A 26076-nucleotide genomic window follows, 5' to 3' on the forward strand; every position below is an offset into this window, starting at 1 on the left:
TTCCAAGGCTAAAAAAAACAGGAGTAGTTTGCAGGTGAAGCGTTCAAATTAAGTATTAAGGCAATCAAAAGTGAAGATGAATTTTCTTGCCAAATCAGTTTCTAAATTCCTATCTATAATTATACAGGACTAGCCTGCAGCCATTTTAAAAATTGAGGTGATTTTTCCCTGCTTATGGTGATAATATCATCATGCTTGATCGAGACATGAATCGACATTTTGCGAGACAACAAACTGGAAGCATGCACTATAGCCGATCTGGCGATCAGGTATTGCCTATTTGCACGGAAAAATAGATCTCCAAGTAATTCCTCTAATTCATCGAGACTCATATTCGGATAATATCTTTTATGATCAAAAGTATAAAGCGTCAGCACTTCATTTTTAAGACAAAACAACGCGATATCAGAAATCCGGATTGGTATGACTGTATCTTTATAGTGGATGAGCAAGGATGAAATTTTTGGTCTCACGGTCTCAAATATATCCTTCATTTTTTCATACTGCCGACCGATTTCGGTTTCATTTGCTCGGGTCAGTTCATTGTATTTGGTCAATGCAGCAGCTACAGACTCTTCAGTAAACGGCTTCAGCACATAGCCGATACCATTTACCTGAAAGGCATGCAGCGCATACTCGTCATAGGCCGTGCAAAATATAACAGGGACTTTAACCTGTTTCAAAATTTCAAAACTCAATCCATCCCCCAAGCGGATATCGCTGAATATCAACGCGGGGTCGGGTTGGTGACTAAAATACGTAAGGCCTTCCTTTACAGATCTGATCACCGCCACGATCTCTATATCCGGATCAATTTCTATTAATGTCTGTTCCAGATCCTTAGCTGTAATTCTTTCATCTTCTATAATAACGATCTTCATGGCTGCAACAATTTTAAATGTACATTGAAAAATTTCCCATCTGCAGTTATCTTCATCCCTTGTTCATCACCTAGTAATCGGTACCGTTCTTTAATGTTGAACAGGCCATTTCCTGTTGATGGCTCCCTTTGTCCATGTGCTTGCATATTATTAGAAACAATAACAAAACCATCAGAAGTAAAAATTCGGATCATAATTGGACTATCTTCTGTAAAATCGTTATGCTTTAAAGCATTTTCGATTAAGGGCTGTAATGAAAAATAAGGTAAGTATAAAGATTTGCGGATCTGGTCCGAAATATTGATCTCATAAATTAAAGAAGTTCCAAACCTTATTTTTTGCATATGCAGATAGCTGAGACTAAATGCAATTTCATCTGCCACAAAGGCCAGTTGCGCTTTTGGGTTTGTAATAGAAGAACGTAGAAAAGTTGCTAAATGCACCAGGTATGTTTCTCCTACTTTAGTATCTTCCTTATACAATGATTTAACAGTAGCCAATGCATTGAATAAAAAATGAGGTTGTATCTGCTGTCTTAATAGTAGATTAGTCGCTTCACTAACATTGGCTTGTAATTGCAATTTCTCGATCGCATCCAATGAACTTTGGTACTGAAAGATAAACAGGTTTTGAATCAAAAGAACAATCGTGTTAAAAAGAAAAATAGCGAGATAAGCCATTACGTAAGCCCGCAATTCTCCACCGGCACCCTCCCAGCCATTCCCAGTTAACAAAAAATAGAGACCTATGACTAAGTTCCACGATATGATAGTCCAAAGATAGCTCGACATATAAAATAAGGCCCGTCCAAATTTGATCTGTTTTTTATTTCTGAAAAGTAAAGTTCTAATCAACAAAAGATTACCAAAGCTAACGGAGAAAGTAAAAACAATCCCTTGAATAAATCGGTATAAAATGTCGGTGGTATCATGTTTAACGGCCACCAAAAAAATCATGATCAGTGTAGCAATTAAGATACTGATGATTATATTTAGACGAATAAGACCTTTTAGGGGTAACCGATATAATGACATTTGAACTTTTTTTTAGCTTTTAGATTTATTAAAATTTGATTACTTTCTTCTCACTTTTGCTTAGTTCAAAAATACAATTATATCTGTGCGATAAATCAATTATTTATGCGAGGCGCTCATATTTGGCCGTGAACCGTCAACGTTTCAACCCTCAATTTGTCCGTTTCTGCATTTTTTCACATCAAAAAAAGAACGTAATATTTTATATTTGGTTATCAAAATATGCAATAATTATGGTACAGATATTTAAAACAAATGTAACAAACAAAAAAGAAGCAAAACTTCTAGCTGTCATTCTTTCCAAAGAAAATCCTGATTATAATATTAACTTCGATCTTGATGACTGCGACAATATCTTACGGATCGAGAATGTAGAAATTAAAAACCACTGCATCATCACCTGCCTTCAAGAATTGGGCTATACTTGTGAGATCTTAAATTAAATGGTTTCCTTGAAATCAACTACACTTAAGGTTCATAATCACTTAAAAACAATCATACTGTCATCATAATTTAAATTTTATACTCCTAAAAAACTCAGAACAATAAAGAACACATGGTTCGAGATAGCATATTATTGAGCTTCACATGTTTTGAACCATCCGATACGCAAACGATAAAGGTATTTCGTACTCTTCCTTGGGCATAATACTTATTGAAACCCCATGCGTGTACTTGTTTTTTACTGGCCAAAATCTTTTCTTTAATTCCGGTCAACATAATTTTGTCATAGTCACATCCAATATCCAAAAAGGTATATAAAATTGCAGCTTCATTAGAAAGAAACTTCTTGATTCACTATAGTTAGTATTGAGTATATTGCCAATCATCGTTTTATCGAATATACGCCATAAGTATCCACAAAGTAAACACCCAATGGAAGCAGTCTTAAAGAACAATACCAATAAAGATTTTCCGACATGACGCGATAGATAACAGGTGAGATAAAAACAAGAGGATTAAGCGTCAAAATAATTTTAAATAATTCCGCTTAAGATCACTTAAAGTACTACAACTTTGAATAATATATTTATTTCCAGTTATAATTGAACGAATTATATCACAAATTAAAAACACTTAATATGAGCAGTATATCCTAACCATAGGAAATTATGGAATTAGATGGCTCAATTTTTGATTTCTTAGGGGAAATCTATTATTAAAACAGATAATTTTATTACAAAAAAACAATTACATGAAGAACTCCTTTAAATCACTATTTACCAAACTTTGTACACTCTTTCTGATATTTTCTGTCCTACAATCCTGTTCTGAAACTCCAGATAAATTCTTTGGTGTAGCGATTTTAAATACCAATACCATATCAGATTTTGGAACGCCCAGATTAGCAAAACAGCTTAATGACAATACGATTGAGTATCCTGACATCCCCTCAAGTAAAAAGAAAGGCGATGAGGCATCAATTGTTATTCAGAATAAAATTCTTTACTTGGAAAAAGTCCTTAAGGATCTAAATGCACTATCAACTAATACTGATGATAGAGAAGAAATCAAAAAACAAGCTATTGCTCTTTATGAATTTGTATTACCGGTATATAAAAATGAGTATACAACCTATGCAAAATTATGCGACACGAAAGCTCCCCAGCAACAAAAAGATGAAATTATAACATCAATTGAGAAAAAATACAACGTTGAGTTTGAAAGGCGTCTCATGTCACTAACAGCGCTTGGAAAAGAATTTGCAACCGAAAATAACCTGAATGTAAAGTGGGATTAAGTTCAGTCAATTCAACTATAATTAATGTGAGGCATCATATTACAAAAGAAATCCAACAGAAGTTACAAACTTCAGAATCTCTATTAATATTCAAAATCTATCATAATGATTTATAAAGGCTGGGGGGGTATTGCCCTTCTTATTCCTGTATGTGCAATATTGGTTAGTATTTATTTTTTTGGAACCAATGGAAATTCAAGTCTGCAACTTTTCCTATACAGTGTACTTGCTTCGACACCGATACTGTTTATTCTTGGTATAATAATGAATAAGAATGCGCGCCACGAGATGTGGTTCATTCCTGTGCAATATTGGGGAATCATTTGGGCGGTTATAGCGCTTGTATTACTTGCACTAAAAAACACGAACATCATTTAAACACAATAAACCCCGCACTATATCGGGGGTTTTACCAAAGAAAGTGCAATCCTGGGATTGCACTTTCTTTCTGAAGAAATCATATTGTCATAAAGAGCCCCGGAAGTACTCTTTATGTATTTAAAATTAAAATATCATTATAGGATATACATCATTCGCTTTTTTTATCGCATTATATTCTCTAATATAATTGGAGAACAAATCATAGTTCAGCTTTTCTTCATTTTCAAGTTTTGCAGCAAGTTCAGGTTCATCAGCAATCATTTTTGCTAAATAAAGATAACGATTTTTCTTCGACATCTTACCTATAAGTAAACCTGAAATTTTCAATTCTGCAATTTCACCAGTGGAACGTTTCAATGCGTAATAATAATTACTTGATGTTGAAAAACCATTCATCATCTTACCGTTAGCACCCATTATCATACCGCCACCACTTTGTTTTCTAAAGTTATAAACTATAATATCACCATCATGCAGTATTTCCGTAAAGAGCGGTTTCTTTTTCAACTTAACCTTTTCCTTGATGACATACATTTTTGGGTCAGAATCTCTAATTTTCTCAATCCCCACTTCAATGAATGAAGTTGCATAATGCTTCTCTTTTTTATGATTATAGATACGGTAAAGCTGTGGCGGATAATAAGTTTTCTTTTCACTGTCAACAAGCATTGTGACCTTATTGCTTTTTACCGAACTAATTTCACCATAAATCGTATCCCCTTTCATCGTGATCACATAATCTTTCAATTCTTGAGCTCTAACTTGGTGCGTCGTTATCATCCCCGCAAATAATGAGAGGAAGAACATTATTTTTTTCATAAATTAATAATAGATAATTAGTCGCAAATGTAATAATAATACTATTTCCCAAAGAAGACTTATTTCAACCATGGAATGCTAGATTTGAAGTTGCAACAGATTTATCAATTGTGGTATTAATAAAGAAACCAATTTAATGTTTATCTAAAAGAAAGAGAATAAAAAACACTAAACCAACCTGATATACTAAAGAATATACTTGAAAATTAGGATCCGCACCTACCGTCCAAATATATTCTTATTAGAAATGATAATGTAATCACGAACTTAAATTAGAATTTAGGTTTTTTAATGTTGATCCATGTTTTATTCGGTTCCTTAATAAGGTCTCCCGGCAATATTCTATTCAATATAAAGTCCTCCTCCTTAATAACATATGACGTGGGGCTTTCAGACTCAGGAACATAGACCATTTTAAAGATTGCATCAGGATCTGAACAACTAATATCAGATTCTACGACTTGTATATCGTTGCTAGCCAACCAGGCAGCAAGCTCCTCATTGTCAAAATGTCTGATGTAATTAACTTCTGTATCAAAATTCTTTAATTCGATCGCAGCCAGTTCCGGGAAAAAAGTAGTCAGATAACTCTCATACGCTTTTCTATCATTCTTTCTCAAAGCATAATTTTTGACAATGAGACGATGGGGATTATAATCAAAGTTGAAATCATTCGGATTTTCAACAAACCCATAATGCTTATCATAAGCGATAATACGGGTGTCCATATTTAATTTATCTTCTTCCATAATTATACTTTAAAGTATTAACAATTAAAAACACCATATTGTTCAAGAGAAAACCTTGAAGTTAACGCTTTACTTTAAATACAACCATTGACAAGCTACTGCTTTTAATTCCCCTACAATTACAAACTTAATTTCATGGTCTTGTGATTTTTAAAGAAATCAATTCCTATATTTATATAGCTTATAATACCTATTATAGATCAAGTAACATGTTTAGCAATAAGAACCTACTCTATATCATTTCACTTTTTGTATTCATTAATTGTCATGGACAGCATGCGATTAATCATAAAGATCCAGCAGAAATCATAGAGCAAAAAGAACAGTTATCATTAAACAAAGACTATTCAACACTTGGAGACCTGATTTACACGATTGATTTTCAAGTAAAAACAGATAATGTAAATGATTATGAAGATGGTTTCATTCCTTGGATACAATTAGAAAAACCCGAAGCTGACATGGCCAATCTTCATAATAAGGATGAAATTGTATTGAACAACTCTTCAGTAGAAATACTTATAGACTACCCCCTAAACAAGGAATATAAGTTCACGATAACATCAGAAAAGGGTTTTACGAGAGAACAATTATTACATGCAATCAGTAAACAATATTACATCCTCTATGAGGAAGAAGAAAATAGTGCTTCCGTGAAAACGGTTCCATTGGAGAAAAGGACGACCATGTACAATCGAAATGAAACAGATGGTAAATACGGAATATGGGGGCATGATATAGCAGATTTAGTTCTTTCCAGCATTTTAGTCTACAGATCAAATAATGGAAAAACAATACTTGCACTTCAGATTGAGTCCTAAATCAGTACTGCGAACTATTGACCTATGGCATAAAAATCATCAATAAAAATATCATTTTTGACAGCAATGCATAAATTGAAACGATCACCTTCCAAACATAAATGTAAAAAGCTCCTTTTATCAATTAAAATAAACATATATATGGACAAAAAAATAATATTACTTTTAGCAAGTTACATTTTAGGGTTTTCAAATTCATATGCACAGGTGACTTCATTTAACATTGACAGCACCAAATTCAAAAAAGAGGTAGCATTGGAATTGGATTCGATCTTCTTTAAAGATCAAGAATATCGAAAACAGTATATACAACTTACTAGAAATGGTGCCGATAAAAATGAATTAGCCATTGCATCCAATAATATTCGAATTGCAGATTCGCTCAATCTGATAACAGTTACAAAAATACTTGACCATGATGGCTGGATGGGACCACAGGACATCGGTATGTTTGCCAGTCAAGGTCTATTTTTAGTTATTCAGCACGCAAATTTAACTATTCAGGAAAAGTATCTACCAATAGTCGAGGAGGCTGAAAAGAACGGTAAAACCTTTTCTAGTAATTTGGCCATCTTAAAAGATAGAATTGCCGTCCGAAAAGGCCAAGAACAGCCGTACGGAAGTCAAGGATTCACCGACAAAAAGACTAAGAAAAATTTTATTTATCCAATTATGGACATTAATAATCTTGACAAAAGAAGAGCAGCTATGGGACTTCCACCCATGGTAGAATATGTACCTGGATGGAATATAGAAAAGTACAATACGGATTTACCTGAGATAAAAGAAGCTATAAAAATAATGAAACAGTAACCACAAAATCCTCACGTTCATGAAGAACTGCATTTTTCCTAATGAGATTAAGTTCAGTTGAGCACACAAAAGCGCCTTCTATATAAAGAAGGCGCTTTTATCAATTATGTCTTTAGAATTATTAATAGACAAAAAAACCTTAAATATTTAACGAATACGTGACCTTAGTGAGTCCTCCCGTTTAGCATCCCAGTAGCCACAGTCAAGCTCTATAAATACCGAGGTGTAAGGTTGTAATGATTCCGTCTTAAGAACAACCACTTTAAACAGTTTTGATGCCTCATCTATTTTTTTGAATATCGCTTCGTGTGGAATATCCTGAACAGTATATTTACTCCAGAGGGCTTTAACCTCCTTTTTATACTTATCTACACCTTTTACTAAACCCTCATCCAGATAATCGAGTTCTGCATCCTGATAGATAATCGGTTTGATATGAGCCTGCATCTGAAATATACTGTCCATTTCGCGCAGCACATCCATCATTTCTGCTCCCGTATTGATCATCACAATATCCGAATTATTAGGTGCTGGGTAGGCCTTATCAACAATCAAAATCCAGTTCCGATGTCCCAACAAAGGCAGCTTCTCTTCTAACCTTTGTTGCCAATCCTTATTGTTTACGCTTCCCTTTTGCTGAACACTGGCGGGTTGACAAGCGACTAAAGAAAGTATCAGCAGCAATACTATTATAGTTCTCAATCTTCTTATCATGACCAGCTAATCTGAAGTAAATCCCCCTTGTTCAGTTGAAGTTCCTTCTGAAATGTTACTGTTAACGTACCCGAAGCGTCCTCTACTCTCGACAATTTTAGGGGTTTATTATTTAGAACTGCTTTTAGTCGATCCTTTTGCACAGGCTCATTTCTGACCTTACCTATCGAAAGCTTCTGCAACTGTAAATTTCCATAAGCCACAGACAGCTGACTTGTCTGTTCAGTATTTTGTTGAATCTGTTCATAACTTCCCCATGCTTCCGCTGTTGTGAAAGGGCTTTTGAACTTTTCTGGCAATACCTTCGGTGCAAAAGCCAAGTATTTATTAGGACCATGATACGCATATCCACAAGCATTCACAAATGTACCATAGCTTGCCATGGCACGGGCATAATGATCACTACATTCTATTTCATTAAATGGATTCCGCTTTGCAGCATGGTAACGGTCATGAATGACCCGGGTCAAAACTAAGCTCTCCTCCACCATACCTTCTGCCATCATATGCGCGGCTACCTGATGTTCAAATCCGCTCATACATTCATGAAAATAACCCAATTGCCAGGTTTCATTTTCCCCATAAGCTTTCGCTTCATTTTTAGGGTTGGTATTCATCACCATCCCCCCCTCTCCGGAAAGAGCATAAGGACGACCATTCAAATGCGTTTTGATATAAGGGCCTACATCCATTGTAAAGTTGTACTTCCATAAAGCACGTAAAGCCGCCAATGTCTGTTTTTGATCATTGATACGGGGCATCCCCAATTGAAAAGTCCATGCCTGTCCATACACCTGATCAATATGGCAAGTGTTGTAAGAACCCAGATTTTTACGGCCAGATTCTGTATTGGGACGATGAATATAATAATCACCATTAAAGAGTTCTTTATCCATATTCACAGAGCCTTTCTTGACATAATCGTAGCACAATTTTGCAAAACTCCTGTCTCCGATTTCCGTAGCCATTGCCCCTCCAGCTTGTACAGCAGCCAGACAAAGACCTACAATCCATGATATCTCACCTTCCCAGACCGCATCGAGCGTATTTTCCATAGGTGTATCGGTCATACCGTCACCGTTCTTGTCTTGATCAATGATAAACTGGATCGCTTTTTTTAAATTAGCCCAATTTCTCTTCAAGAAAACATTGTCTCTAGACATCTGATGATCCCGGTAAAAACGAAGTACAACACCTGCCTGCCCATCTATAGCAGGACGGCTTTCATATTCGGCTCTAAAAATAATCGCCCCAGTCTCTGGTTTAAAGGCAATGTCAAGATCCGTGATCTCACGCAGATTACGCTCCAGCTCTGGAAATATACGTCCCATGGCCTGTCCGTACTGCCAGACGTGTGTGCAGGTTCCTGCACAAGCACCGATACCTTCCCAGCCCCAAAAACGGCCCGTTGCGAACCGATACGTATTGGCTGTAGCCAAAGTTCCGATATTAACAAAAGTGCGGTCCAGGAACCAGTACGGAAGCGTCGAGTCATTCCACGTATCAGCCCATAATAATGTGTTTTCGTCCAGTTTATTTCTCTCCTGATTATAATACTCCAGTACATGATAAGCATTACTAAACTTTGTTCCGTACCAATAACCGTTTTGAGCATCTTTAATTCTTTCCTTCAGCTTAGGATGAACATTGTTAAAATGCCAACTTATCGCATAAGAGATTTTAACCTTTGTAGCAGCAGGTATCTTTCTTTTAACTGTAAGACTCCCCACCTGCAACTCATTAAAACCGATATTGCTAGACCCTGCTTCACTGATTAGATCAGCAGGGTTTATAGGCCATTCTTTAATTTGTGCTACAGCAATCGCATCACTGTGCTGGCACGATATGGCCATAGAGCCATAATCACTGGCTATAAGATCTTTCTCCGGAACCTGTTGACATTCGAAAAATAAAGCCTTCCCATCAATAAGATCTTTCGAAACCGACACTTTACGGACCGATGAAAAGTCTTTTCTATTCTTATGAACCCCATTTTCTAGCCAGCCACTAATCAGTACATCCAATGGTTGATCAGTTTTATTAACGACTTCAACATGCAGCGTAGTCATAGGCAGTGAAGAATTTTCGATATCCAACGGAATAAAAGGAGAATAAGCCGTAAGCTTTACATCAACCGGAAAATCAGCACTACTGTAAGTTACTGTACACGTCGGGTACGAGGGTTCAAATACAATTTCGTCCCAATGGTTTTCGCGGAGCTCTTTTATCAACTGCTTACCCTTATAATAAACAGAGATTGCAAATCCCTGTTCCAGTATGCGTAGATTATCTGCAATAGCCGGCTCAATATAAGCAGAACCATCTCTTGGACGAATCCGAACCTGTTCTTTACCGTTGTTCCATAGCACTATTTTCGGTTCTACACCTTCCTTCATACCATCGTAAGATTCGTTGTAAATCTGCCACAGCCACAACCGGCCGTCTCCCCCGATATAGACAGTACCAGTATGAAGTCCTCCAATAGGCATACCGATATATTTGAGCTCATTTTTACTTTTAAAGTACTTGATTTTTTCTCCACGCTCATATAGTGAAGCTAGCCATTGGGGATCTATAGCCTTATCGGCTTCAATATTATGAATGGGTTGTTCCCATGCAAAAATGCTGCGGGACCATGCCGGAAACTGTGTCGCCAAAACACCCAAGCTGATTAAACTTGAATTCCTTAAAAAATTTCTTCTGTTCATTATTTACAGTTTATCATGCCTTATTACCATCCTGTGTTCTGAGGCAGTAGGTTTTTATTTTTGTCAATTGAACTCTGTGTGACTGGCCATAGGTAATGTTTACTCTTTTCAAATTTTCGGTTTTGGGCAAGAAATCTCGGTTTAGTCCAGTTACCGATCAGATCATTCTGATTACTGTTGATACCCTCTGCATTTTTATTCAGTACATCTTCCGAAATTTTCCAGCGTAATATGTCAAAATATCGCTTATGTTCTGCAACAAACTCATGCCGTCTTTCTTCCCGAATCAATTTACGCATAACAGCCTGATCTGACAAATCACTATTGCTTAATAAAGATAGGTCTGCCCTCTTTCTAATCTGATCAATCATGGTTTTGATCTGCAGAAAGCTTTCATTTGAAGAAATTGCCGAAATTTTGGAAATTTCAATAAAAGGTACTTATAAGCTACACCAAAGAGCTATAAAATCATTAAGAGCACAACTTGGTCAGATAGGAAATTCCCTTTTTTCCCTTATTGTATTGTACTTTCAGATCGTAAAATGATTTACTAAAATTCGATGAACTTATAGTATTAAATAAACGTAAAAGGTTTATACAGATTTTAAAATCGCATCCCTTGCCCATTTATTAGCAGTACAATTTTACCTAACGTCCACAAACTTAGTAACAAAACACGATTAAAGAAATAAGAATAAAGAAAGTTATTTTGATCGAAAAATGATAAAAACCTTTCAGTTTGAAGTATACCCCTGAAATAGAAGAAGGAGATACTATTTGTATCTCCTTCTTCTATCATAAGCCATTTGAACTTATTTAAATCTCAACAGATTAATATGTTTACAATAAAACGTTCAAATCAGTTATATATAAAATCATGTCAGGAACAAACTTTAAATTTTCCGCCGTTAAGAATTATTTTTGACAACATCAACCATGTGATCCAGATCAAACGGTTTTTCGATATAGTCATCAGCTTTACAATCTTTTGCTGTTTGAGGCAAATCATATGATGTTGAAGTAAGCACGGCCGATAAATCCTCTGTTTCTGGATCACTTTTCAACTCTTCTATCACTTTCGTACCTTTCTTCCCTCCCCGAATATGCTCATCTACTACCACAACATCGGGTTCGATCTTGTCGATATTTTCAATGGGTTCGGTTGTTAATGATGAAGTAACATCAAAGCCTTCATCCGTCAAAACTTCATCCATGATTTCAAGGATATCTTCATCATCCTGAATAAGCACAACCTTTTTTTTCATATTTCCAACAATTTTGACACAAATATATAGATATAAAATTAATATTCTAATGACCTAATCAACACCTTTTAAACATGATAACAAATTGACAATCAATAAAATGTATAGTTAAATTTATATCACAAAAGTTTAACATAAACACACTAGTAGGATAATTAGAAAATTTTTTATAGAGCCATCAACATCTCGCGTTCTATTGCCAAGTAACAATTATAAACATTCTAATCTATTTATAACATCGAAAAATCTGGTTTAGTTAAAGCCGGAAGTACCTGGTCTCTAATTTCATGTTCAATGCCCCCCCATTTAATAGATTCAAATGCATACAACATCTTACTGTTATCAGCACTGTATGCTGGCATTACAAAAATAAATTGATCATACTATTTTAAATTGTAGGTAGCTTATAACCATTATGGTAAGATGCCGATATTAATTTATCAGCATCTTCAGTACCAAAAGACCAGGTTTCTTGGTTCCAATAAATCTTCTTTCCCGTACGATAGGCAATATTCCCCATTTGCGAAAATATCGCGATTGCAGCCCCGTCCTCCACAGGACAGTTCAAAGTCGATGAATCTCTGCTTTTCACTGCTTCAATAAAATTAACCGCATGCAGATTCAAGCCGTCATCAACTGAACGCTGAAAAGCAATGCCATCCATGCGACCCTTTTCAGGAATGACCTCCCAACCGCTTCGGTTAAGCACTAAAGTACCATTGTTTCCAATAAAAGCCACGCCATGATCCTTTCCATAAGGACCACCGTCAATACCTGTAGCATGCTCCCATTGCACATTAAAACCCTCAAACTCATATACCGTGGTTAGCGTATCTGGAGTTTCGGCTGCATCTTGAGGATAAGCAAACTTCCCTCCAGATGCCATAATTGAAATCGGTTTAGTCGCCTTCATCCCTAGCAGTGCATAATCAAGCATATGAACACCCCAATCTGTCATTAAGCCACCAGCATAATCCCAATACCACCTAAAATCAAAATGAAATCTATTCGGATTAAAAGGATGTTTCTTTGCAGGACCCAACCACAAGTCATAATTCACACCTGCTGGAACCGGCCCATCAGGTTTAACAGGAATACTTTTCATCCAACCTTGGTATGCCCAAGCTTTTACCAAGCGGATCTTACCCAGCTTTCCGGAATGCACAAATGCTACTGCATCTCGAAAATGTTGTTGACTGCGTTGCCACTGCCCTACCTGAACAATGGATTTACTTTTCTTTACTGCATCCACCATCGCCCTGCATTCAGCGATCGAATTACCCAATGGTTTCTCAACATAAACATCTTTCCCCGCCTGGCAAGCTTCTATCATCTGTAAACAATGCCAATGATCAGGCGTACCGATAACCACGACATCCACATCTTTACTTTTTAATAAATCACGGTAGTTGTTAAAACCTTTTACCGAAATACCTCTTCCTTCAAGCTCTTTTATCCGCTTCTGTAAAACATTGTTGTCCACATCACAAAGTGCTGTACAGAAAACGTCTGGATGTTTAAGGATCGCATTCAAATCGGACCATCCCATACCGTTAATACCAATGGCACCAACACGAATTTTTTGCGTTGCACCCACTGAAGCATATAGCTTAGGAAATATAGAAGTTAGACCAGCTATTGTAACGACAGCTGTCGAGTTCTTAATAAATTTTCTTCTTGATGTGTTAGTCATAATTGTTTAAAATTTGTTGGTTAATTTGGTTGATCGAGCGATAATACAAAGGGTGTGCATCATTCTAGTTTATTTGTCTTAAAGACATTTAATACATAAAGAACCATATTTTATTCCAAAAAAACAAAAAAAATATCAAATTGAAATATATCAATTATATTTCGCATATTTCCTGCATCCTCAAAACCAATGCTTTATCAGTTGCTACATCAATAAGACCAACCACACAGAATCCATATCCTGCATGCATGGCTGTATGAAGCTCTATAGTCCATGATGTAATTGGCCTGGAGCACATAAAAATGCTATTTTCAGATAGCTTGATAATAGAATTTCAAGCTTTGAAATGTGATTATTGTACCCTGATTTCTTTGATATTAAACATTTTTTAACTATCTTAACAAAACACTCAACAATTATCAGTTTCAAATTAAATTTCTGATAAATAAAATGTAAAAGTTATGATATTAAAAGAACAATTACAGAAAATCGCCAATGTAAAAAGTAATCCTTGTGTAACCATCTCGCTGAATACGCATCGTACTCACCCGGATAACATCACAGATGCAGTTTCCTTGAAGAATTTACTTAAAGAAGCCGAAGATAGATTAACAACAACGTTTGATAAAAAAACAATAGTCCCCCTATTGGAAAAAATACAAACGATAACTACGCAGATCGATCTCAATTATAATCTGGACAGTCTCCATATTTTTCTCTCTAATGATACCGAAGAAATAATAAAATCAGCATGGGAAACAAGTCATGAAGGCGTACATATCTCCGAAAGATTCGCTGTTCGCTCACTTATCAAATCCTATAATAGAAGTACAAACTATTTGCTGATGTTACTATCACAAAGTGGTGTACAAATTTATGAAGCCGTAAATGATAGCATAGTTACTGAAATAAAGAATGATGACTTTCCCTTTCCGGAGAATACGCTTCAGGTGGCCAACGCAGATCAAGCCAGTAATGCCCGGAAAGTAGATAATATGGTGCGTGAATATTTAAATACCGTCGATAAGGCATTCGTAAAACTGCATCACGATACCGGATTGGCTTGTGTGGTCATCAGTACAGAAGATAATTATGTCAAATTACAAGAAGTAGCTGATATACCAGCGGCCTATATTGGACATGCTCCAATAAATTATAATCACGTTGCTCCTCATGAAATTGTAAAGCAATCTTGGGAGATTATTGAAACATTACAAAAGCAGCAACGTACCGACGCCATCAGTCAGATGAAAGAAGCCGTAGGAACAGGTAAAGTACTGACGGATTTGCAAGAAATCTATCAAGCTTCCCTGGATGGTCGCGGGGAACTTCTAATTATTAATAATGATTTTTCCCAGCCTGTAGTCATGACAGACGAAAGAACATTTGATCTCGTTGACGATGCGAACCTAGAAGATGCCATAGATGATATTGTTAGCAATATCGCTTGGGAAGTACTGTCTAAAAAAGGTCGCGTTGTATTTACAACTCAGACCGACCTAGCTGATTTAGGTGAGATCGCATTGCAAGTCAGGTATTAATAAGTGAGAACTATTAATACGATGCAAACAATTAACGAGGTGCGGGATAATAAATTCCGCACCTTTTATTTTACTTTCAAAACCTTTTTTAAGACATGCATCAGTTCAGTTCCTTGCAATTACTTTAACATCTTTAGCGATTAAAAAATTCATCGCTATTACATTTATATCGTATTTTTCCTATAGGTTTGATATTATAATAAGGAATAATTGAATACAGTCAAATGATACAGTCTTTTTTACTCATTGGCCAATCAAATATGGCAGGCCGAGGTTACTTAAATGATGTACCTCAGATATTAAATGAAAATATTAAAGTTTTACGGAATGGCAGGTGGCAGATCATGTTTGAACCTATCCATAATGACCGCTCTACCGCAGGGGTTGGCCTTAGTTCTTCATTCGCAGCCTCATGGCAAGCGCACAACAAAGAACTTGAAATTGGACTCATCCCCTGTGCAGATGGCGGCACAAGCCTAGATGACTGGTCTATTGGAGGTGCACTTTTTGATCATGCAGTTGCGCAGGCCAAGTTAGCGATGCGCAGCAGCCACTTAGCAGGCATACTCTGGCATCAGGGCGAGAACGATAGTTTTGCCCACACTGCGGCACATTATAGTGATAAATTTGAAAAAATAATAGCTGAATTACGCTCACAATTGGACGCTCCGCATCTGCCTTTGATTATTGGTGAGATTGGAAACTTCTTAACAAACGGGCTTTATGGCCAATATTTTACAAGCTACCCCAAAGTCAATGAAGAATTGTTAAAGTATGCACAGTCACACGCACATTGTTATTATGTAACAGCCAAAAATTTGACTGCAAATGAAGATCAGCTTCATTTCGATGCAAAATCTCAAAGAATATTAGGGGTTCGATATTATGAGGCTTTTGCCAAATTAAAGCACATAACTACACCATTATTAAATGAAAAAGCACGAGTAGAAGATCTATATAAAAGACCTATGACTGAAAATGAAAATAAGCTGCTCTTGCAACACAGATTTGGTTCTGGAGAGATTTCTCAAGAAGAATTTTTAATAAAAATGAAAGCTCTTGGTATTTCATAAGTAGCACAAAAAATAATAACGTTTGATTTTATCATAAAAAAAAGTTTTCCAATACATGTATTAAATAAGAAATTCTAAAAAGCCCTTTTTAATCATTTCAACAGAACATATGCTGAACTTAAATTTTACAGATTTTCCAACGCTACATACAGAACGGTTAACATTAAAAAAAATATTCAGGAAGAATTATAACTTCATTTATAAACTACATTCCGATCCAGTTACAAACAATTTTGTTGGCCGGGACAATGCGACGACTTTAAAACAGGCAGTCAATTACATTGAAAGAATCAATGGAATGGTAAAAAAGAAAGAGTGTCTGTACTGGGTGATCACCTTAAGTAACAATGATACTTTAATCGGTTCGGTCTGTTGCTGGAACTTTGATCATGAATCTGATATGGTCGAGATTGGTTATGAAATGTTACCAGAATTTCAGGGAAAGGGCTATATGAAAGAGGCTTTACAGGCCGTTATTAGATTCACTTTCAATAATTTGAAGGCAGCAGTAATTACGGCATTTCCTTCATCAGATAATAGCAGTTCTGTAGCAATATTGAAAAAGCTAAATTTTGTATTTGAAAACCAGACTTATAACAACAAACACGTAAACATAGAAAATATAGTTACTTACACGTTAAGACCATAATCATAAAAACAGGTTTAAATGCCATAGTCTTAAATTTAATTTCCTGACTATGGCATTCAAGATTATAACGTTTCTAAGATTTTACGGGCTTTTTCATTTTTAGTATTGATTTCAAGTACTTTTCGGTAGTTCTGCTTTGCTTTTCCTTTCTGTCCGTCTTTGAGATAAGCCTCAGCTAAACTATCGTAGACATTTTCACTCTCTGGATACAAGATCGTGTTGATGCTAAAAACAGCAATAGCCTGAGCATTTTTTTTCTGATGGAGCAGTTCATATCCTGTACCATTCAGAAAGCCTTCTGAAAGCTGCTCATGTAGGCTATCCTCTTGTTTTGCCTTTTGATATGCCTTTACACCTTTTTCAAAATGACCTTCTAAAATTAATGCTAAGGGTATAATTTCATCGCTGCCGATCTGAGGACTTTTAGATCGAACAGTTTTATCAGCTAAAGTATGTACAAGTTCTTTTTTCCCAGAACTTGAATCCATATCAAAACTCACCTTGAAATTCCAGTCTCGCATAGCGAATGTATTTTCTCCAACTTTGATAAGTTCCACCGGAGCATCCACATTGCGAACTGTCATCAGTTTACCATTTTCTTTATAGACTTTGATAAAACCATATTTTTCAAACTTGTAGCTCCCTAAATGAGCATTTAAATCATGCTGACTTAACGGCAGAATTTGATTAGTTGGTGCAATATAATTGGGCCAATGGTAGACTAATGCAACGGATCTCACGAGCTCATTGATAAACAGTGGTTTGTTGGTGTTTGTAAGAATCACAACTCCGTCACCGCTTGTTTTACTTCCAATAAAGCTACTACTAAACCCCTCATTCCAACCACCATGGGTCACATAAACCTCTCCGTTGTAATTTTCTAGAAAAATGCCCAAACCTATAAAAGGTTCAATAAACGGACTCGTAAATTCTTCTGCCATTTTTTTGGAAATTACCCTACTGCTTTTGCCACTAAGTGTATTTTGAATATCGATGACAAACTTAGCATAATCTTCGGCCGTAGACCACAGACCCGCAGCAGCCTGCTCCGGATAAATATGGTATCGTCCCTCCACTTTACGTCCATCGACACCATAGGCTGTAGCTGTGAACTGTGCTTGTGCTGCTGGAAGTGGCTGTGCAAAACTGCTGTTGTGCATAGCAAGAGGGAGAAGCACTTTTTCACGCATAATAGACGTAAAATCTTTCCCCTCGAGGTCCGAAAGCATCTGTTGCATCACCGTATATCCACCACCTGAATATCGAAAATTAGCCCCCGGAAGCTTATCAACAAAAACTGCAGGGGTATTGGAAGGTTTTACGCCATTCAACACTTGAACAGCAGTAGGAAGAGGATCACTTACCTTATAACCAGGAAATCCACTTACTGTAAAACCAGCAGTATGGCTCACAATATTTTTTAGTGTAACTTTTTTCGATTTAGTCCATTCATTTTCAGAAACTTTCCATGACTTCAGATATACATTAACATTACTATCAGGGTCTAACTTTCCCTCTTCCACGGCTTTCAAAGCCGCATAAGCGCTTACAGGCTTACTCATCGAAGCTACCTGGAAAAGCGTTTTTGAAGTTACTGGCGTTTTAGAATCAAGATCTGCATAGCCATACGTTTTACTCCAGATAACTTTTGAATCTTTGATAACAGCTATACTCACCCCTGGAACGTTATAAAACTGCATCCGGGAAACGATATCCCAAGAAGCTTCGCCCTCAAAACGGACTGGTGGGATTAATCCAGCTTCGACCTTGGAAATACCTTCCTGAATCGTCATGTGGGTCTGTGCAGAAGCAGTTCCTACCAACATTCCGAGAATAATTGTAAGGGAGAGCGGTTTTATAATCATCATATTTATCTTGGCTAAAAGTAAAAATTGAACACTGAATTCCTTTATGATTTGCAAATGAATTACTGATATGTAGTAATCGATTGGGAGACTTTCCAGTTACCGCCGTCATTGACCAAAGTTACAAGATCATTCTTAGTAAATCCTTCAAATTGCATTGTTATTCTCGCTACTTTATAATCAGCGGAATTCTCTACGATTATGGTACTCGTTTTACAGTTCAGTTGATCTCCTTTTTGTTTTTTTAAGAATGAGACGACTTCTGAACGACTATTGGTCCGCCCTTCTTTTGCGTTTATCTTTTGGGTGAAATCTGAAGTAAAAAGTTTTTCCAGCCCTGCTGATTCACCCGCAGTCATAATCGCTACGTAATGGTCGATAGCTAGCGCTGCTGTCGATAGATTGACAACTGTTTTTTTATTCGGTACTTTTGGTTTTGCGGTTGCCATAGTGAAAGTCGATACTACGATCAAGGCTACTGCTACGAATGTGTTTGCTAAAGTTTTCATAATGTCTTTATTTTATATTGATGGTTAGTCGTTCTTTTATTGATTCAAAAATAGTTTGTAAATCAATCAAACACGATGACATTTAGACTAAGCTCAGGAAAAACTCGGTGAATACACGGAATTTATAGGTGAGAATATGTACATCAACCTGAATTGCAATTGCGCCAAATAGCGATACTTTCCAAAATTTATACAGGAAACGATTAATGAGGGCGATAATGCTACTGATCACTTCAATAATAATTCTACATTATGTAGGATCAAACGTCATCTTTGGTCGTCCTTCTTCCAGTAAAAAAGACCGATAATCAGGATGTGATTTCCTTCCATATTTTACTTTTTGATCCTTATATTTGCAGAAATTAGAGAGGCCGAAAAACTACATCTATCACTTTATTTTGTTTATTAAATGAATATTGAGACATTACATTACCTACAGACATTCATTCATTATACCTTACATTTTTTAGCTCCAGGATTACTTTCGTATGTGTTTTTTAGAAAACAATGGAAACGTGCCTGGTTAATTATGATTGCTACAATGCTGGTTGATCTCGATCATTTGTTAGCGACTCCAATATTCGCACCAGATCGTTGCAGTATAGGCTTTCATCCACTTCACTCCTATTATGCAATTGCAGTATACTTTATCTTACTCTTTTTTCCTAAAACCCGAATTATTGCGGTTGGTTTACTCTTTCATATGTTAACAGACTGGCAAGACTGTCAATGGCATTGATCAACAAGATCTTAAAAGGTAATTATTAGACAATTACACCATTGATGATCACAAGCAAAACAAAGAGCGCAACTATTAATCATAACATCAAAAGCATACTAAAACCATTTTTTTAGAACTGATTCGCGTTCAGTACCTATTATCGACCGACATTAAAAACTAGACTTTGATATTTATATCCCGAAGCTAAATGAAGCCAATTTTAAAACTAATATTTCTTGCAACAACAGTTCTATTGACAAGTTGCCATTCATCAGCACAATTAAAAGACAACTATTCAACAAAAATTGATAGTTTACTGCTAACTAAAAGTCCACGAGATTTTAATGGAGCAGTTTACATTGAACAAAATGGAATAACAAAATATGCAAAAGCATATGGACGAGCTGATTACAGCAAAGAGATCCCCTTAAAAATGGACGACAAGTTTTCTACCATGTCCATAGCCAAACAATTTACCGCAGCACTTATTTTACAGCAAGTAGAAAAGGGGAAAATTGATTTGAAAAAACCTATTCGTAAATATTTGCCTGATTTGAAATATACTTGGGCGGATACCGTCACCGTCCATCAACTGCTCAACAACACTTCAGGATTATACAGCGACGATATAGACAAACCATTGAAATTTAAACCAGGATCTTCATTCAATTATTCTAATGTGGGTTATTATGTTGCGGGACTTGTTCTTGAAAAGCAAAGTGGGAAAAGTTTTGAAGCTTTAGTGACAGCACTATTTAAAAATTGTCACATGAACGATAGCTATTATCCAAATGAAATCAATAGCGAATTACTAACAAAAGGACATACCGTGCTACAAGACAGAACTTTTAGACGCAACGAACAATTAAGTTTTGATGCTAGCCATACTTTTGGCAGTCACTTAATTGTTACTGCACCCGATCTTGCAAAATGGAACGCATGTTTACATCAGGGAAAAGTTCTAAAACCTACCACCTACAAAGTGATGACAAGTTATGTTATAACCAACACACATCAGCTTTTCAGTAAAAATCCTATTGGTTACGGCTATGGTTTGCGAATAAATGATAAAGACAGTATTGCTGAAATTGGCCATACAGGATTTCACCCATCAGAAGGTTTTACGGCGGTTAATTTATACTATCCAAAAACAAAAACCAGTGTTATCATAATGGAAAATGTAGGGAATGAAAATTTTGATATTGCCTATCATTTTGAACAGGAAATCAGAAGAATCATTAAAGAAAGCAATCTTTTGAAATGAAGATGAAACCTAAACTTCATGGCTATTCAAGCGTAAATGTGGGCAATGAAGTATTCATTTTCAAACCTGATAAATACACATTTTATAAATAGCTCCGCAAATTTAAAAACTACTAGAATAAATACGCTTACCCAATCATAGATAAGCGTATTTATTCTGAATGACAGAACAGTTTAGAACTTTCAATACGATAAGTAATCACATACCTTTCGACAACAACTCCGCCATACTGTGCTCATAACTTCAATAACGTTTGGAATAATCAAAACGGTCTTAATTGCTAGTAACAGTACAAGTATCCGGATATAGATTCACAGTAAAAAAGTAACATCCGGTGCATCTCTATCTATAATAGTTGCACCTTTATTTGATGCTTACCGGCCACAAGCTCCACCGCTTGTTGATCTTTTGCATTGCTAGGCGGCGAAAAAGTCGCGGTCGAATTGGCCGGAATCGTTACATCATAAATAACAATATTCTTATTCTTTTTCCATTTAGATACAATAGCACCATACGGCGAAACATGTGTAACCTCGGAATGATCCAGTGTTTTCGGAAATATGGGCTTCAGCAGAATATGTTTAAATCCAGGTTGCTCAGGATCTGGTAAAATCCCACCCAAAGATTTAAAAAACCATCCCCCTATTTCCCCAAACATCATATGGTTATCCGATATATCTCGCTTAGCATCAAGATCCCAATTCTCCAGTAACGTAGTAGCTCCGTTAACGACCCACCATCCCCAAGATGGATAAGAATCTTGAACAGCTACTTTATAAGCGGACTCCTCATAACCATTGTTTTTGAGCGCATTCAACAATGCCTTTGCTCCCAAAACACCAACATCTAGATGAAAACCGGATTCCTCAACTTTTTTATTCAGATTAAAAGCGACCTTTGTTTTCACATCTTCAGGAACAACATCCCAGTGCAGGGCCATGCTCAATTCAGTCTGCGTTCCACTTCCATAAATTCCTGTAGAAATATTCAGAAACTTTTCATTGATCGCCTTTTTGATTTTCTTACTTAAGCGATCATATTTCTCATAGTCATCCTGTTTTCCAAACATTTTCGCGGCAGCACTTAGAATTGTCGCATCCACATAGAAATAGATGGACGATGTCAATTCTAAATTTGAGGTAGACTTAACAGGTACCCAGTCTCCACGCCCAAAAGTAGTCAATGCTTGCGGACTGATACGGTCCACATAATCGACATAATTCTTAATATTCTGGTAGGAATCTTCCAAAAGCCTGTTATCGCCATAAAACATATATACCTGCCATGGAATAATTGCGATTGTACTGGTCCAGTCCAGCCCGTTTGCATCACCATATCCCCAGCCACCTGTTGGAATAATATCTGGTAAAACACCATTGGGCTGTTGTTCGTCACGGTGATCGGCAATCCATTTTTCATAGACAGTAATTCCATCAAAATTATAAAATGCTGTTTCGATTGCCAGATGGCCATCACCTGTCCAGCCATTCTTTTCCCTTTGCGGACAATCCGTAGGATACCCCATCAGATTGGATAAATACGCATTATTAGTAACCTTCCAAAGATCATTGACCAACTTTGACGACGTCTTAACCTCACCCTTAGCAGCCACATCACTATGGACAAAATACGATGTAATATGCAGATCTTTTAAGTCCAATAGTTCACTACTGGACACCTCTACGTAACGGAACCCCTTATAGTTAAACTTTGGCATGAACTCATCTTGCTTTTTGCCACTCAGTATTAAAATATCCGTTTGAAAAGGATCAGTCTCTTTGTCACCTCTAAAATAAACATCAATATTAGACTGATCCAGACGCCCATCTTGATGTAATCGTTCCCCGTGTTTAATCTTTAATACCGTTCCTGCTGTCCCACTGGCTTTCACTTTAGTGATGCCTGACATATTCTGCCCCAGGTCAAAAACGTAGGTTTTATCATCTATTCTTTTAACGCTTTTGGGCGTAAAAGTATTTACCATACGGATTGGAACCGTCTGTTGCGCCACAATCAAATCAGCAGGTGCACTGCGATACCGCACACCATTCCATTTTGAATCATCAAAATCCGCTTCATCCCATCCTTTCTGCTCCAATCTCGCATCATAATGTTCACCGGTGTAGATGCTATTGAATATAATCGGTCCTGAAGAAGTTTTCCAATCGCGCTCTGATGAGATTGTCTCTTCCGTCCCGTCGGTATATACAATACGTAAATCCATGCAAAATGTAGGACGGTTGCGCCACGGCGCATTGTTGAAATCCCATACAGCAAGTGACTGATGGTTGTACCAACCATTTCCAAGTATCACTCCGATTGCATTATTTCCACTTTTAATCTGCGCAGTCACATCATGGACAACATACAACAGCCTTTTATCAAAGCGTGTATACATAGGATCGAGGATGTTTTTCCCAACTTTAGCTCCATTTAAAGAAAGCTCATAAAGACCTGCTGCCGCAATGTAAGCCCGAGCATACTTAACCGTTTTATTCGTTGTAAACTTTTTACGAAAATATGGTGCGGGTTTATCATTTTCGTTGGCATGATCACTAATCCATGCACCTTTCCAGTTGAACCTTGACATCATGCCCGTTTCAAAAGAAGCAACGTCCGAACTACTTGGTTTTCCATCCTTATCCCATACTGTAACTTTCCAGAAATATCGTGTCAGAGCATGAAGATCTTTACCCGCATAACGGACAAGAATATTGTCTTTCATCAGTTTGCCAGTATCCCAGATATTTCCTTTATTATTGACGATTGACAATGAGTCAGTTCCCACTATAACTTGATAGGCCACTTGCTTAGCCCCCTGCCGATCGTCTTTCAGCATCCAGGTAAATCTGGGTTGCTCCACATCAATACCCAATGGATTGACCAGATGCTCACATTGAAGTGCGATAGGTTCAAAGTCAGCTCCCTTTTTCTGACCATAAAGATTGCAGGAAGCACATAAGCCCACCAGCAATAGTATATTTTTCATTCTTGATTTATTGTTATTCATCTTTTCAATATGCGTATGACTTGTATGCATCATTGGCCTAGGTTTATCAATTTTTCAGATTAGCTATAGGAACGCGCATTCCAAGACATCAACCTCAAAAAGATTATGCTAGCAAATTATAATTAGACGTAGATAAAACGGGTTCCAAATAGTATGCAAACAGACCAAATATAACCATTATTGATACAATAACTGTCCCGTACCAACCTGCTCCTGCCCGTTAACAATACAAATATTTGATTTTGGATATTATAGATCCAAAAAACACACAATCTATAGATGATCAATTATTAATAACTTGAATTCAACAATATCTACAAAAAGTAACGCATAGTTGATCGTAACATCTTCAATATATCACAATAACGCCACACCTATATCACTTTCAGTAAAACGCAGATACCATGAAATACTGCAATAACTTTAAATACTTGATCGCGTTATAATTATTCCATTGTGCTTCAGACGATCCATCGTTATAAACTATTTTTAAATTTAAATCATAATCATAATATATTTTTAGGCTCATCACAGCATTATAGTCAATGCTATTTCCCGCCCTTATTTTCGTAAAAAAGCTTATCAGTTTGTGATTCTCATAAGATGCATCATCCTCAACAATTCGATCAATAGCTCGAGAAGCTTCAGAACTGGCATCAAATCCATAAGTACCCCTCAAGAAAAAATTAAGTATTTCAACTCCTTCATCAAGCTTTGTGCTCGCTATCGTTTTCTCCTGCTGATCATATGCTAGCATGAACAACAAACTGAATAAAATAATCAATGCATTATTAGTGATTTTTCCAAGAGTAGAGTCAATAAATTGAATAATCATTTTTAATTTATATTTTTCATGAATCTCAATGCCAACTATTCTACCAAAAACATATTTCCTTAACTAACAAGTCGTTGAGAAATAATAAAAACAACAGGTTAACCATAATCGGACACTACATGTTCACAATCGAACAATCTAATCAATGAACCATATTTATATTATGAAAATTCTTTAATTTTATCATCTCCCTTTAAAAGAATTTTTATGAAAGTATACCTTCTGCCGTTTTTATTCGTTCTATTCGCTTGCCAAAATAAAATTGAGAAGCAAACCGGTATAAATGAAAACATTAAAAAAAACTCATTTAACCATATCTCTTTAGAAAAAGATTATGAAGAGATATTACTTGCTATACTGACCTATGATTCTTCATACCATGAATTAATGAAAACTAATAAACCCCAAGCATTTATCAATAATCAATTTATCAAAATTTCAATTGATACACTTAATGATGAATTACCACCATCACCAAATGGTGTAACAATTAATGAATTACTTACAGTAATAGGTAATACTGCTCTAGATTCTATCGGATATTTTAATCAAACAAACAATTTAAATACGGTTTTTGTACCAAAGGAAATTGCTATTGTATATAAAGTATTGGACGGTAATAAATTAAAAATGCCAGAATATTATTTTTCAAGATATGATTTCCACATACCTATCTTATCACATAATGGAAAAAAAGCCTTTGTATCCCTAGATTACAATTGCGGGCCTCTTTGTGGAGGAGGATCAAATTTTATCCTTAACAAAATTAAAGATAAATGGATCGTCGTTAAACATAACGCTACATGGATTTCTTAATATTTCATCAAGGAAATAAAATCTAATTGTCCACAATGGGCATAATCAATTAAAATGCAACAAAATTTGAAATTAACCTTGAAATATATTACCTTTAGTATGAAACCAAAAGCGGGTTTAGGGCTGTACTTAAAGGCTTTATCACGCATAATTATAAATCATTAATTACAAACA

At 36.2% G+C, this 26076-nt stretch carries 25 protein-coding genes and 1 pseudogene; 11 read left to right on the forward strand and 15 right to left on the reverse strand.

The genetic code is table 11. The features are described from left to right. Positions 1–119 precede the first annotated feature (119 nt). A complete protein-coding gene (locus M2265_RS03990; protein WP_132767611.1) occupies positions 120–881 on the reverse strand; it encodes a LytR/AlgR family response regulator transcription factor in 762 nt (253 codons plus the stop codon). After that, positions 878–1915, reverse strand: coding sequence for a sensor histidine kinase (locus M2265_RS03995; RefSeq protein WP_132767609.1), 1038 nt, complete (start codon positions 1913–1915; stop codon positions 878–880). The genes M2265_RS03990 and M2265_RS03995 overlap by 4 nt, the downstream gene beginning before the upstream one ends. Positions 1916–2148: 233 nt before the next feature. On the opposite strand from M2265_RS03995, the gene M2265_RS04000 reads away from it, so the two are divergent. Then, positions 2149–2358: a hypothetical protein gene (locus tag M2265_RS04000; RefSeq protein ID WP_132767608.1), complete on the forward strand. Its 210-nt coding sequence runs from the start codon at positions 2149–2151 to the stop codon at positions 2356–2358. Positions 2359–2628: 270 nt separating this feature from the next. Here M2265_RS04000 and M2265_RS26925 read toward each other — a convergent pair. After that, positions 2629–2856 (reverse strand): annotated as a pseudogene (locus M2265_RS26925) (phosphoethanolamine transferase domain-containing protein); the annotation flags it as partial. A 254-nt stretch (positions 2857–3110) separates the two neighbouring features. On the opposite strand from M2265_RS26925, the gene M2265_RS04005 reads away from it, so the two are divergent. Together M2265_RS04005 and M2265_RS04010 are read left to right on the forward strand one after the other, a co-directional pair. Next, on the forward strand, positions 3111–3656 hold the full coding sequence (locus M2265_RS04005) for a hypothetical protein (RefSeq protein ID WP_132767605.1): 546 nt from the start codon (positions 3111–3113) through the stop codon (positions 3654–3656). Between the two features lie 105 nt (positions 3657–3761). Next, positions 3762–4034: a hypothetical protein gene (locus tag M2265_RS04010; RefSeq protein ID WP_132767603.1), complete on the forward strand. Its 273-nt coding sequence runs from the start codon at positions 3762–3764 to the stop codon at positions 4032–4034. 126 nt (positions 4035–4160) lie between these two features. Here the strand turns inward: M2265_RS04010 and M2265_RS04015 are convergent, their stop codons facing one another. Together M2265_RS04015 and M2265_RS04020 are read right to left on the reverse strand one after the other, a co-directional pair. After that, on the reverse strand, positions 4161–4856 hold the full coding sequence (locus M2265_RS04015) for a hypothetical protein (RefSeq protein ID WP_132767602.1): 696 nt from the start codon (positions 4854–4856) through the stop codon (positions 4161–4163). Between the two features lie 272 nt (positions 4857–5128). Further along, positions 5129–5605, reverse strand: a complete 477-nt coding sequence (locus M2265_RS04020; RefSeq protein WP_132767600.1) for a hypothetical protein — start codon at positions 5603–5605, stop codon at positions 5129–5131. A 209-nt stretch (positions 5606–5814) separates the two neighbouring features. Between M2265_RS04020 and M2265_RS04025 the strand changes: the two genes are divergently transcribed. Continuing rightward, positions 5815–6426: a hypothetical protein gene (locus M2265_RS04025; RefSeq protein ID WP_132767598.1), complete on the forward strand. Its 612-nt coding sequence runs from the start codon at positions 5815–5817 to the stop codon at positions 6424–6426. Positions 6427–6567: 141 nt separating this feature from the next. Then, on the forward strand, positions 6568–7239 hold the full coding sequence (locus tag M2265_RS04030; RefSeq protein ID WP_132767597.1) for a DUF6624 domain-containing protein: 672 nt from the start codon (positions 6568–6570) through the stop codon (positions 7237–7239). Between the two features lie 147 nt (positions 7240–7386). Here M2265_RS04030 and M2265_RS04035 read toward each other — a convergent pair whose 3' ends face one another. From M2265_RS04035 to M2265_RS04060, 6 genes are all read right to left on the reverse strand, one after another. Next, a complete protein-coding gene (locus tag M2265_RS04035; protein WP_132767595.1) occupies positions 7387–7953 on the reverse strand; it encodes an RbsD/FucU domain-containing protein in 567 nt (188 codons plus the stop codon). Next, positions 7950–10661 (reverse strand): GH116 family glycosyl hydrolase, encoded by a 2712-nt coding sequence (locus M2265_RS04040; RefSeq protein WP_132767594.1) that lies wholly within the window; start codon positions 10659–10661, stop codon positions 7950–7952. Before M2265_RS04040 ends, M2265_RS04035 begins: the two co-directional genes overlap by 4 nt. A 23-nt stretch (positions 10662–10684) precedes the next feature. After that, a complete protein-coding gene (locus M2265_RS04045; protein WP_132767592.1) occupies positions 10685–11032 on the reverse strand; it encodes a RagB/SusD family nutrient uptake outer membrane protein in 348 nt (115 codons plus the stop codon). A gap of 537 nt (positions 11033–11569) precedes the next feature. Continuing rightward, a complete protein-coding gene (locus M2265_RS04050; protein WP_132767591.1) occupies positions 11570–11926 on the reverse strand; it encodes a response regulator in 357 nt (118 codons plus the stop codon). A 230-nt stretch (positions 11927–12156) separates the two neighbouring features. Further along, positions 12157–12288 carry a hypothetical protein gene (locus tag M2265_RS04055; protein WP_262708402.1) on the reverse strand — a complete coding sequence of 44 codons (132 nt, stop codon included), beginning with the start codon at positions 12286–12288 and terminating at the stop codon, positions 12157–12159. A 26-nt stretch (positions 12289–12314) separates the two neighbouring features. After that, entirely contained in the window at positions 12315–13619 is a 1305-nt protein-coding gene (locus tag M2265_RS04060; protein WP_132767589.1) for a Gfo/Idh/MocA family protein, read from the reverse strand. Between the two features lie 461 nt (positions 13620–14080). Here M2265_RS04060 and M2265_RS04065 point away from each other — a divergent pair, with 461 nt between their 5' ends. The 3 genes from M2265_RS04065 to M2265_RS04075 all read left to right on the forward strand — a co-directional run bounded on the left by M2265_RS04065 (position 14081) and on the right by M2265_RS04075 (position 16882). Further along, the gene (locus M2265_RS04065; protein WP_132767587.1) at positions 14081–15160 is read left to right on the forward strand and encodes a hypothetical protein; all 1080 of its coding nucleotides are present in this window, start codon (positions 14081–14083) and stop codon (positions 15158–15160) included. A 224-nt stretch (positions 15161–15384) separates the two neighbouring features. Next, positions 15385–16233 (forward strand): sialate O-acetylesterase, encoded by an 849-nt coding sequence (locus M2265_RS04070; RefSeq protein ID WP_132767586.1) that lies wholly within the window; start codon positions 15385–15387, stop codon positions 16231–16233. Between the two features lie 109 nt (positions 16234–16342). After that, positions 16343–16882 (forward strand): GNAT family N-acetyltransferase, encoded by a 540-nt coding sequence (locus tag M2265_RS04075; protein ID WP_132767584.1) that lies wholly within the window; start codon positions 16343–16345, stop codon positions 16880–16882. A gap of 62 nt (positions 16883–16944) precedes the next feature. Here the strand turns inward: M2265_RS04075 and M2265_RS04080 are convergent, their stop codons facing one another. Both M2265_RS04080 and M2265_RS04085 read right to left on the reverse strand, forming a co-directional pair. Next, positions 16945–18750 carry a serine hydrolase gene (locus M2265_RS04080; RefSeq protein ID WP_132767582.1) on the reverse strand — a complete coding sequence of 602 codons (1806 nt, stop codon included), beginning with the start codon at positions 18748–18750 and terminating at the stop codon, positions 16945–16947. A gap of 59 nt (positions 18751–18809) precedes the next feature. Next, complete coding sequence (locus M2265_RS04085) at positions 18810–19256, reverse strand: nuclear transport factor 2 family protein (protein WP_132767580.1); 447 nt, start codon at positions 19254–19256, stop codon at positions 18810–18812. Positions 19257–19665: 409 nt separating this feature from the next. Between M2265_RS04085 and M2265_RS04090 the strand changes: the two genes are divergently transcribed. Both M2265_RS04090 and M2265_RS04095 read left to right on the forward strand, forming a co-directional pair. After that, positions 19666–19995: a DUF6122 family protein gene (locus M2265_RS04090; protein WP_132767578.1), complete on the forward strand. Its 330-nt coding sequence runs from the start codon at positions 19666–19668 to the stop codon at positions 19993–19995. Between the two features lie 190 nt (positions 19996–20185). Continuing rightward, positions 20186–21241, forward strand: a complete 1056-nt coding sequence (locus M2265_RS04095; RefSeq protein WP_132767576.1) for a serine hydrolase domain-containing protein — start codon at positions 20186–20188, stop codon at positions 21239–21241. A gap of 346 nt (positions 21242–21587) precedes the next feature. Here the strand turns inward: M2265_RS04095 and M2265_RS04100 are convergent, their stop codons facing one another. Next, positions 21588–24284 carry an alpha-L-rhamnosidase gene (locus M2265_RS04100; RefSeq protein WP_243655356.1) on the reverse strand — a complete coding sequence of 899 codons (2697 nt, stop codon included), beginning with the start codon at positions 24282–24284 and terminating at the stop codon, positions 21588–21590. A gap of 352 nt (positions 24285–24636) precedes the next feature. Continuing rightward, positions 24637–25086, reverse strand: coding sequence for a hypothetical protein (locus tag M2265_RS04105; RefSeq protein ID WP_132767575.1), 450 nt, complete (start codon positions 25084–25086; stop codon positions 24637–24639). A 207-nt stretch (positions 25087–25293) separates the two neighbouring features. On the opposite strand from M2265_RS04105, the gene M2265_RS04110 reads away from it, so the two are divergent. Next, complete coding sequence (locus M2265_RS04110) at positions 25294–25902, forward strand: hypothetical protein (RefSeq protein ID WP_132767573.1); 609 nt, start codon at positions 25294–25296, stop codon at positions 25900–25902. Positions 25903–26076 lie beyond the last annotated feature (174 nt).

It is taken from the genome of Sphingobacterium kitahiroshimense, from assembly GCF_025961315.1.
GTDB lineage: Bacteria > Bacteroidota > Bacteroidia > Sphingobacteriales > Sphingobacteriaceae > Sphingobacterium > Sphingobacterium anhuiense.

Excerpts from the sequence above, each read along its gene's own strand:
- M2265_RS04010 (WP_132767603.1), top strand. The coding sequence starts at position 3,762 with ATGATTTATAAAGGCTGGGGGGGTATTGCCCTTCTTATTCCTGTATGT.
- M2265_RS04070 (WP_132767586.1), top strand. The coding sequence starts at position 15,385 with ATGATACAGTCTTTTTTACTCATTGGCCAATCAAATATGGCAGGCCGA.
- M2265_RS04105 (WP_132767575.1), bottom strand. The coding sequence starts at position 25,086 with ATGATTATTCAATTTATTGACTCTACTCTTGGAAAAATCACTAATAAT.
- M2265_RS04095 (WP_132767576.1), top strand. The coding sequence starts at position 20,186 with ATGAAGCCAATTTTAAAACTAATATTTCTTGCAACAACAGTTCTATTG.
- M2265_RS04040 (WP_132767594.1), bottom strand. The coding sequence starts at position 10,661 with ATGAACAGAAGAAATTTTTTAAGGAATTCAAGTTTAATCAGCTTGGGT.
- M2265_RS04030 (WP_132767597.1), top strand. The coding sequence starts at position 6,568 with ATGGACAAAAAAATAATATTACTTTTAGCAAGTTACATTTTAGGGTTT.
- M2265_RS04000 (WP_132767608.1), top strand. The coding sequence starts at position 2,149 with ATGGTACAGATATTTAAAACAAATGTAACAAACAAAAAAGAAGCAAAA.
- M2265_RS04055 (WP_262708402.1), bottom strand. The coding sequence starts at position 12,288 with ATGCCAGCATACAGTGCTGATAACAGTAAGATGTTGTATGCATTTGAA.
- M2265_RS03990 (WP_132767611.1), bottom strand. The coding sequence starts at position 881 with ATGAAGATCGTTATTATAGAAGATGAAAGAATTACAGCTAAGGATCTG.
- M2265_RS04090 (WP_132767578.1), top strand. The coding sequence starts at position 19,666 with ATGAATATTGAGACATTACATTACCTACAGACATTCATTCATTATACC.
- M2265_RS04020 (WP_132767600.1), bottom strand. The coding sequence starts at position 5,605 with ATGGAAGAAGATAAATTAAATATGGACACCCGTATTATCGCTTATGAT.
- M2265_RS04100 (WP_243655356.1), bottom strand. The coding sequence starts at position 24,284 with ATGATGCATACAAGTCATACGCATATTGAAAAGATGAATAACAATAAA.
- M2265_RS04085 (WP_132767580.1), bottom strand. The coding sequence starts at position 19,256 with ATGAAAACTTTAGCAAACACATTCGTAGCAGTAGCCTTGATCGTAGTA.
- M2265_RS04015 (WP_132767602.1), bottom strand. The coding sequence starts at position 4,856 with ATGAAAAAAATAATGTTCTTCCTCTCATTATTTGCGGGGATGATAACG.
- M2265_RS04065 (WP_132767587.1), top strand. The coding sequence starts at position 14,081 with ATGATATTAAAAGAACAATTACAGAAAATCGCCAATGTAAAAAGTAAT.
- M2265_RS04045 (WP_132767592.1), bottom strand. The coding sequence starts at position 11,032 with ATGATTGATCAGATTAGAAAGAGGGCAGACCTATCTTTATTAAGCAAT.
- M2265_RS04110 (WP_132767573.1), top strand. The coding sequence starts at position 25,294 with ATGAAAGTATACCTTCTGCCGTTTTTATTCGTTCTATTCGCTTGCCAA.
- M2265_RS03995 (WP_132767609.1), bottom strand. The coding sequence starts at position 1,915 with ATGTCATTATATCGGTTACCCCTAAAAGGTCTTATTCGTCTAAATATA.
- M2265_RS04005 (WP_132767605.1), top strand. The coding sequence starts at position 3,111 with ATGAAGAACTCCTTTAAATCACTATTTACCAAACTTTGTACACTCTTT.
- M2265_RS04035 (WP_132767595.1), bottom strand. The coding sequence starts at position 7,953 with ATGATAAGAAGATTGAGAACTATAATAGTATTGCTGCTGATACTTTCT.
- M2265_RS04080 (WP_132767582.1), bottom strand. The coding sequence starts at position 18,750 with ATGATGATTATAAAACCGCTCTCCCTTACAATTATTCTCGGAATGTTG.
- M2265_RS04025 (WP_132767598.1), top strand. The coding sequence starts at position 5,815 with ATGTTTAGCAATAAGAACCTACTCTATATCATTTCACTTTTTGTATTC.
- M2265_RS04060 (WP_132767589.1), bottom strand. The coding sequence starts at position 13,619 with ATGACTAACACATCAAGAAGAAAATTTATTAAGAACTCGACAGCTGTC.
- M2265_RS04075 (WP_132767584.1), top strand. The coding sequence starts at position 16,343 with ATGCTGAACTTAAATTTTACAGATTTTCCAACGCTACATACAGAACGG.
- M2265_RS04050 (WP_132767591.1), bottom strand. The coding sequence starts at position 11,926 with ATGAAAAAAAAGGTTGTGCTTATTCAGGATGATGAAGATATCCTTGAA.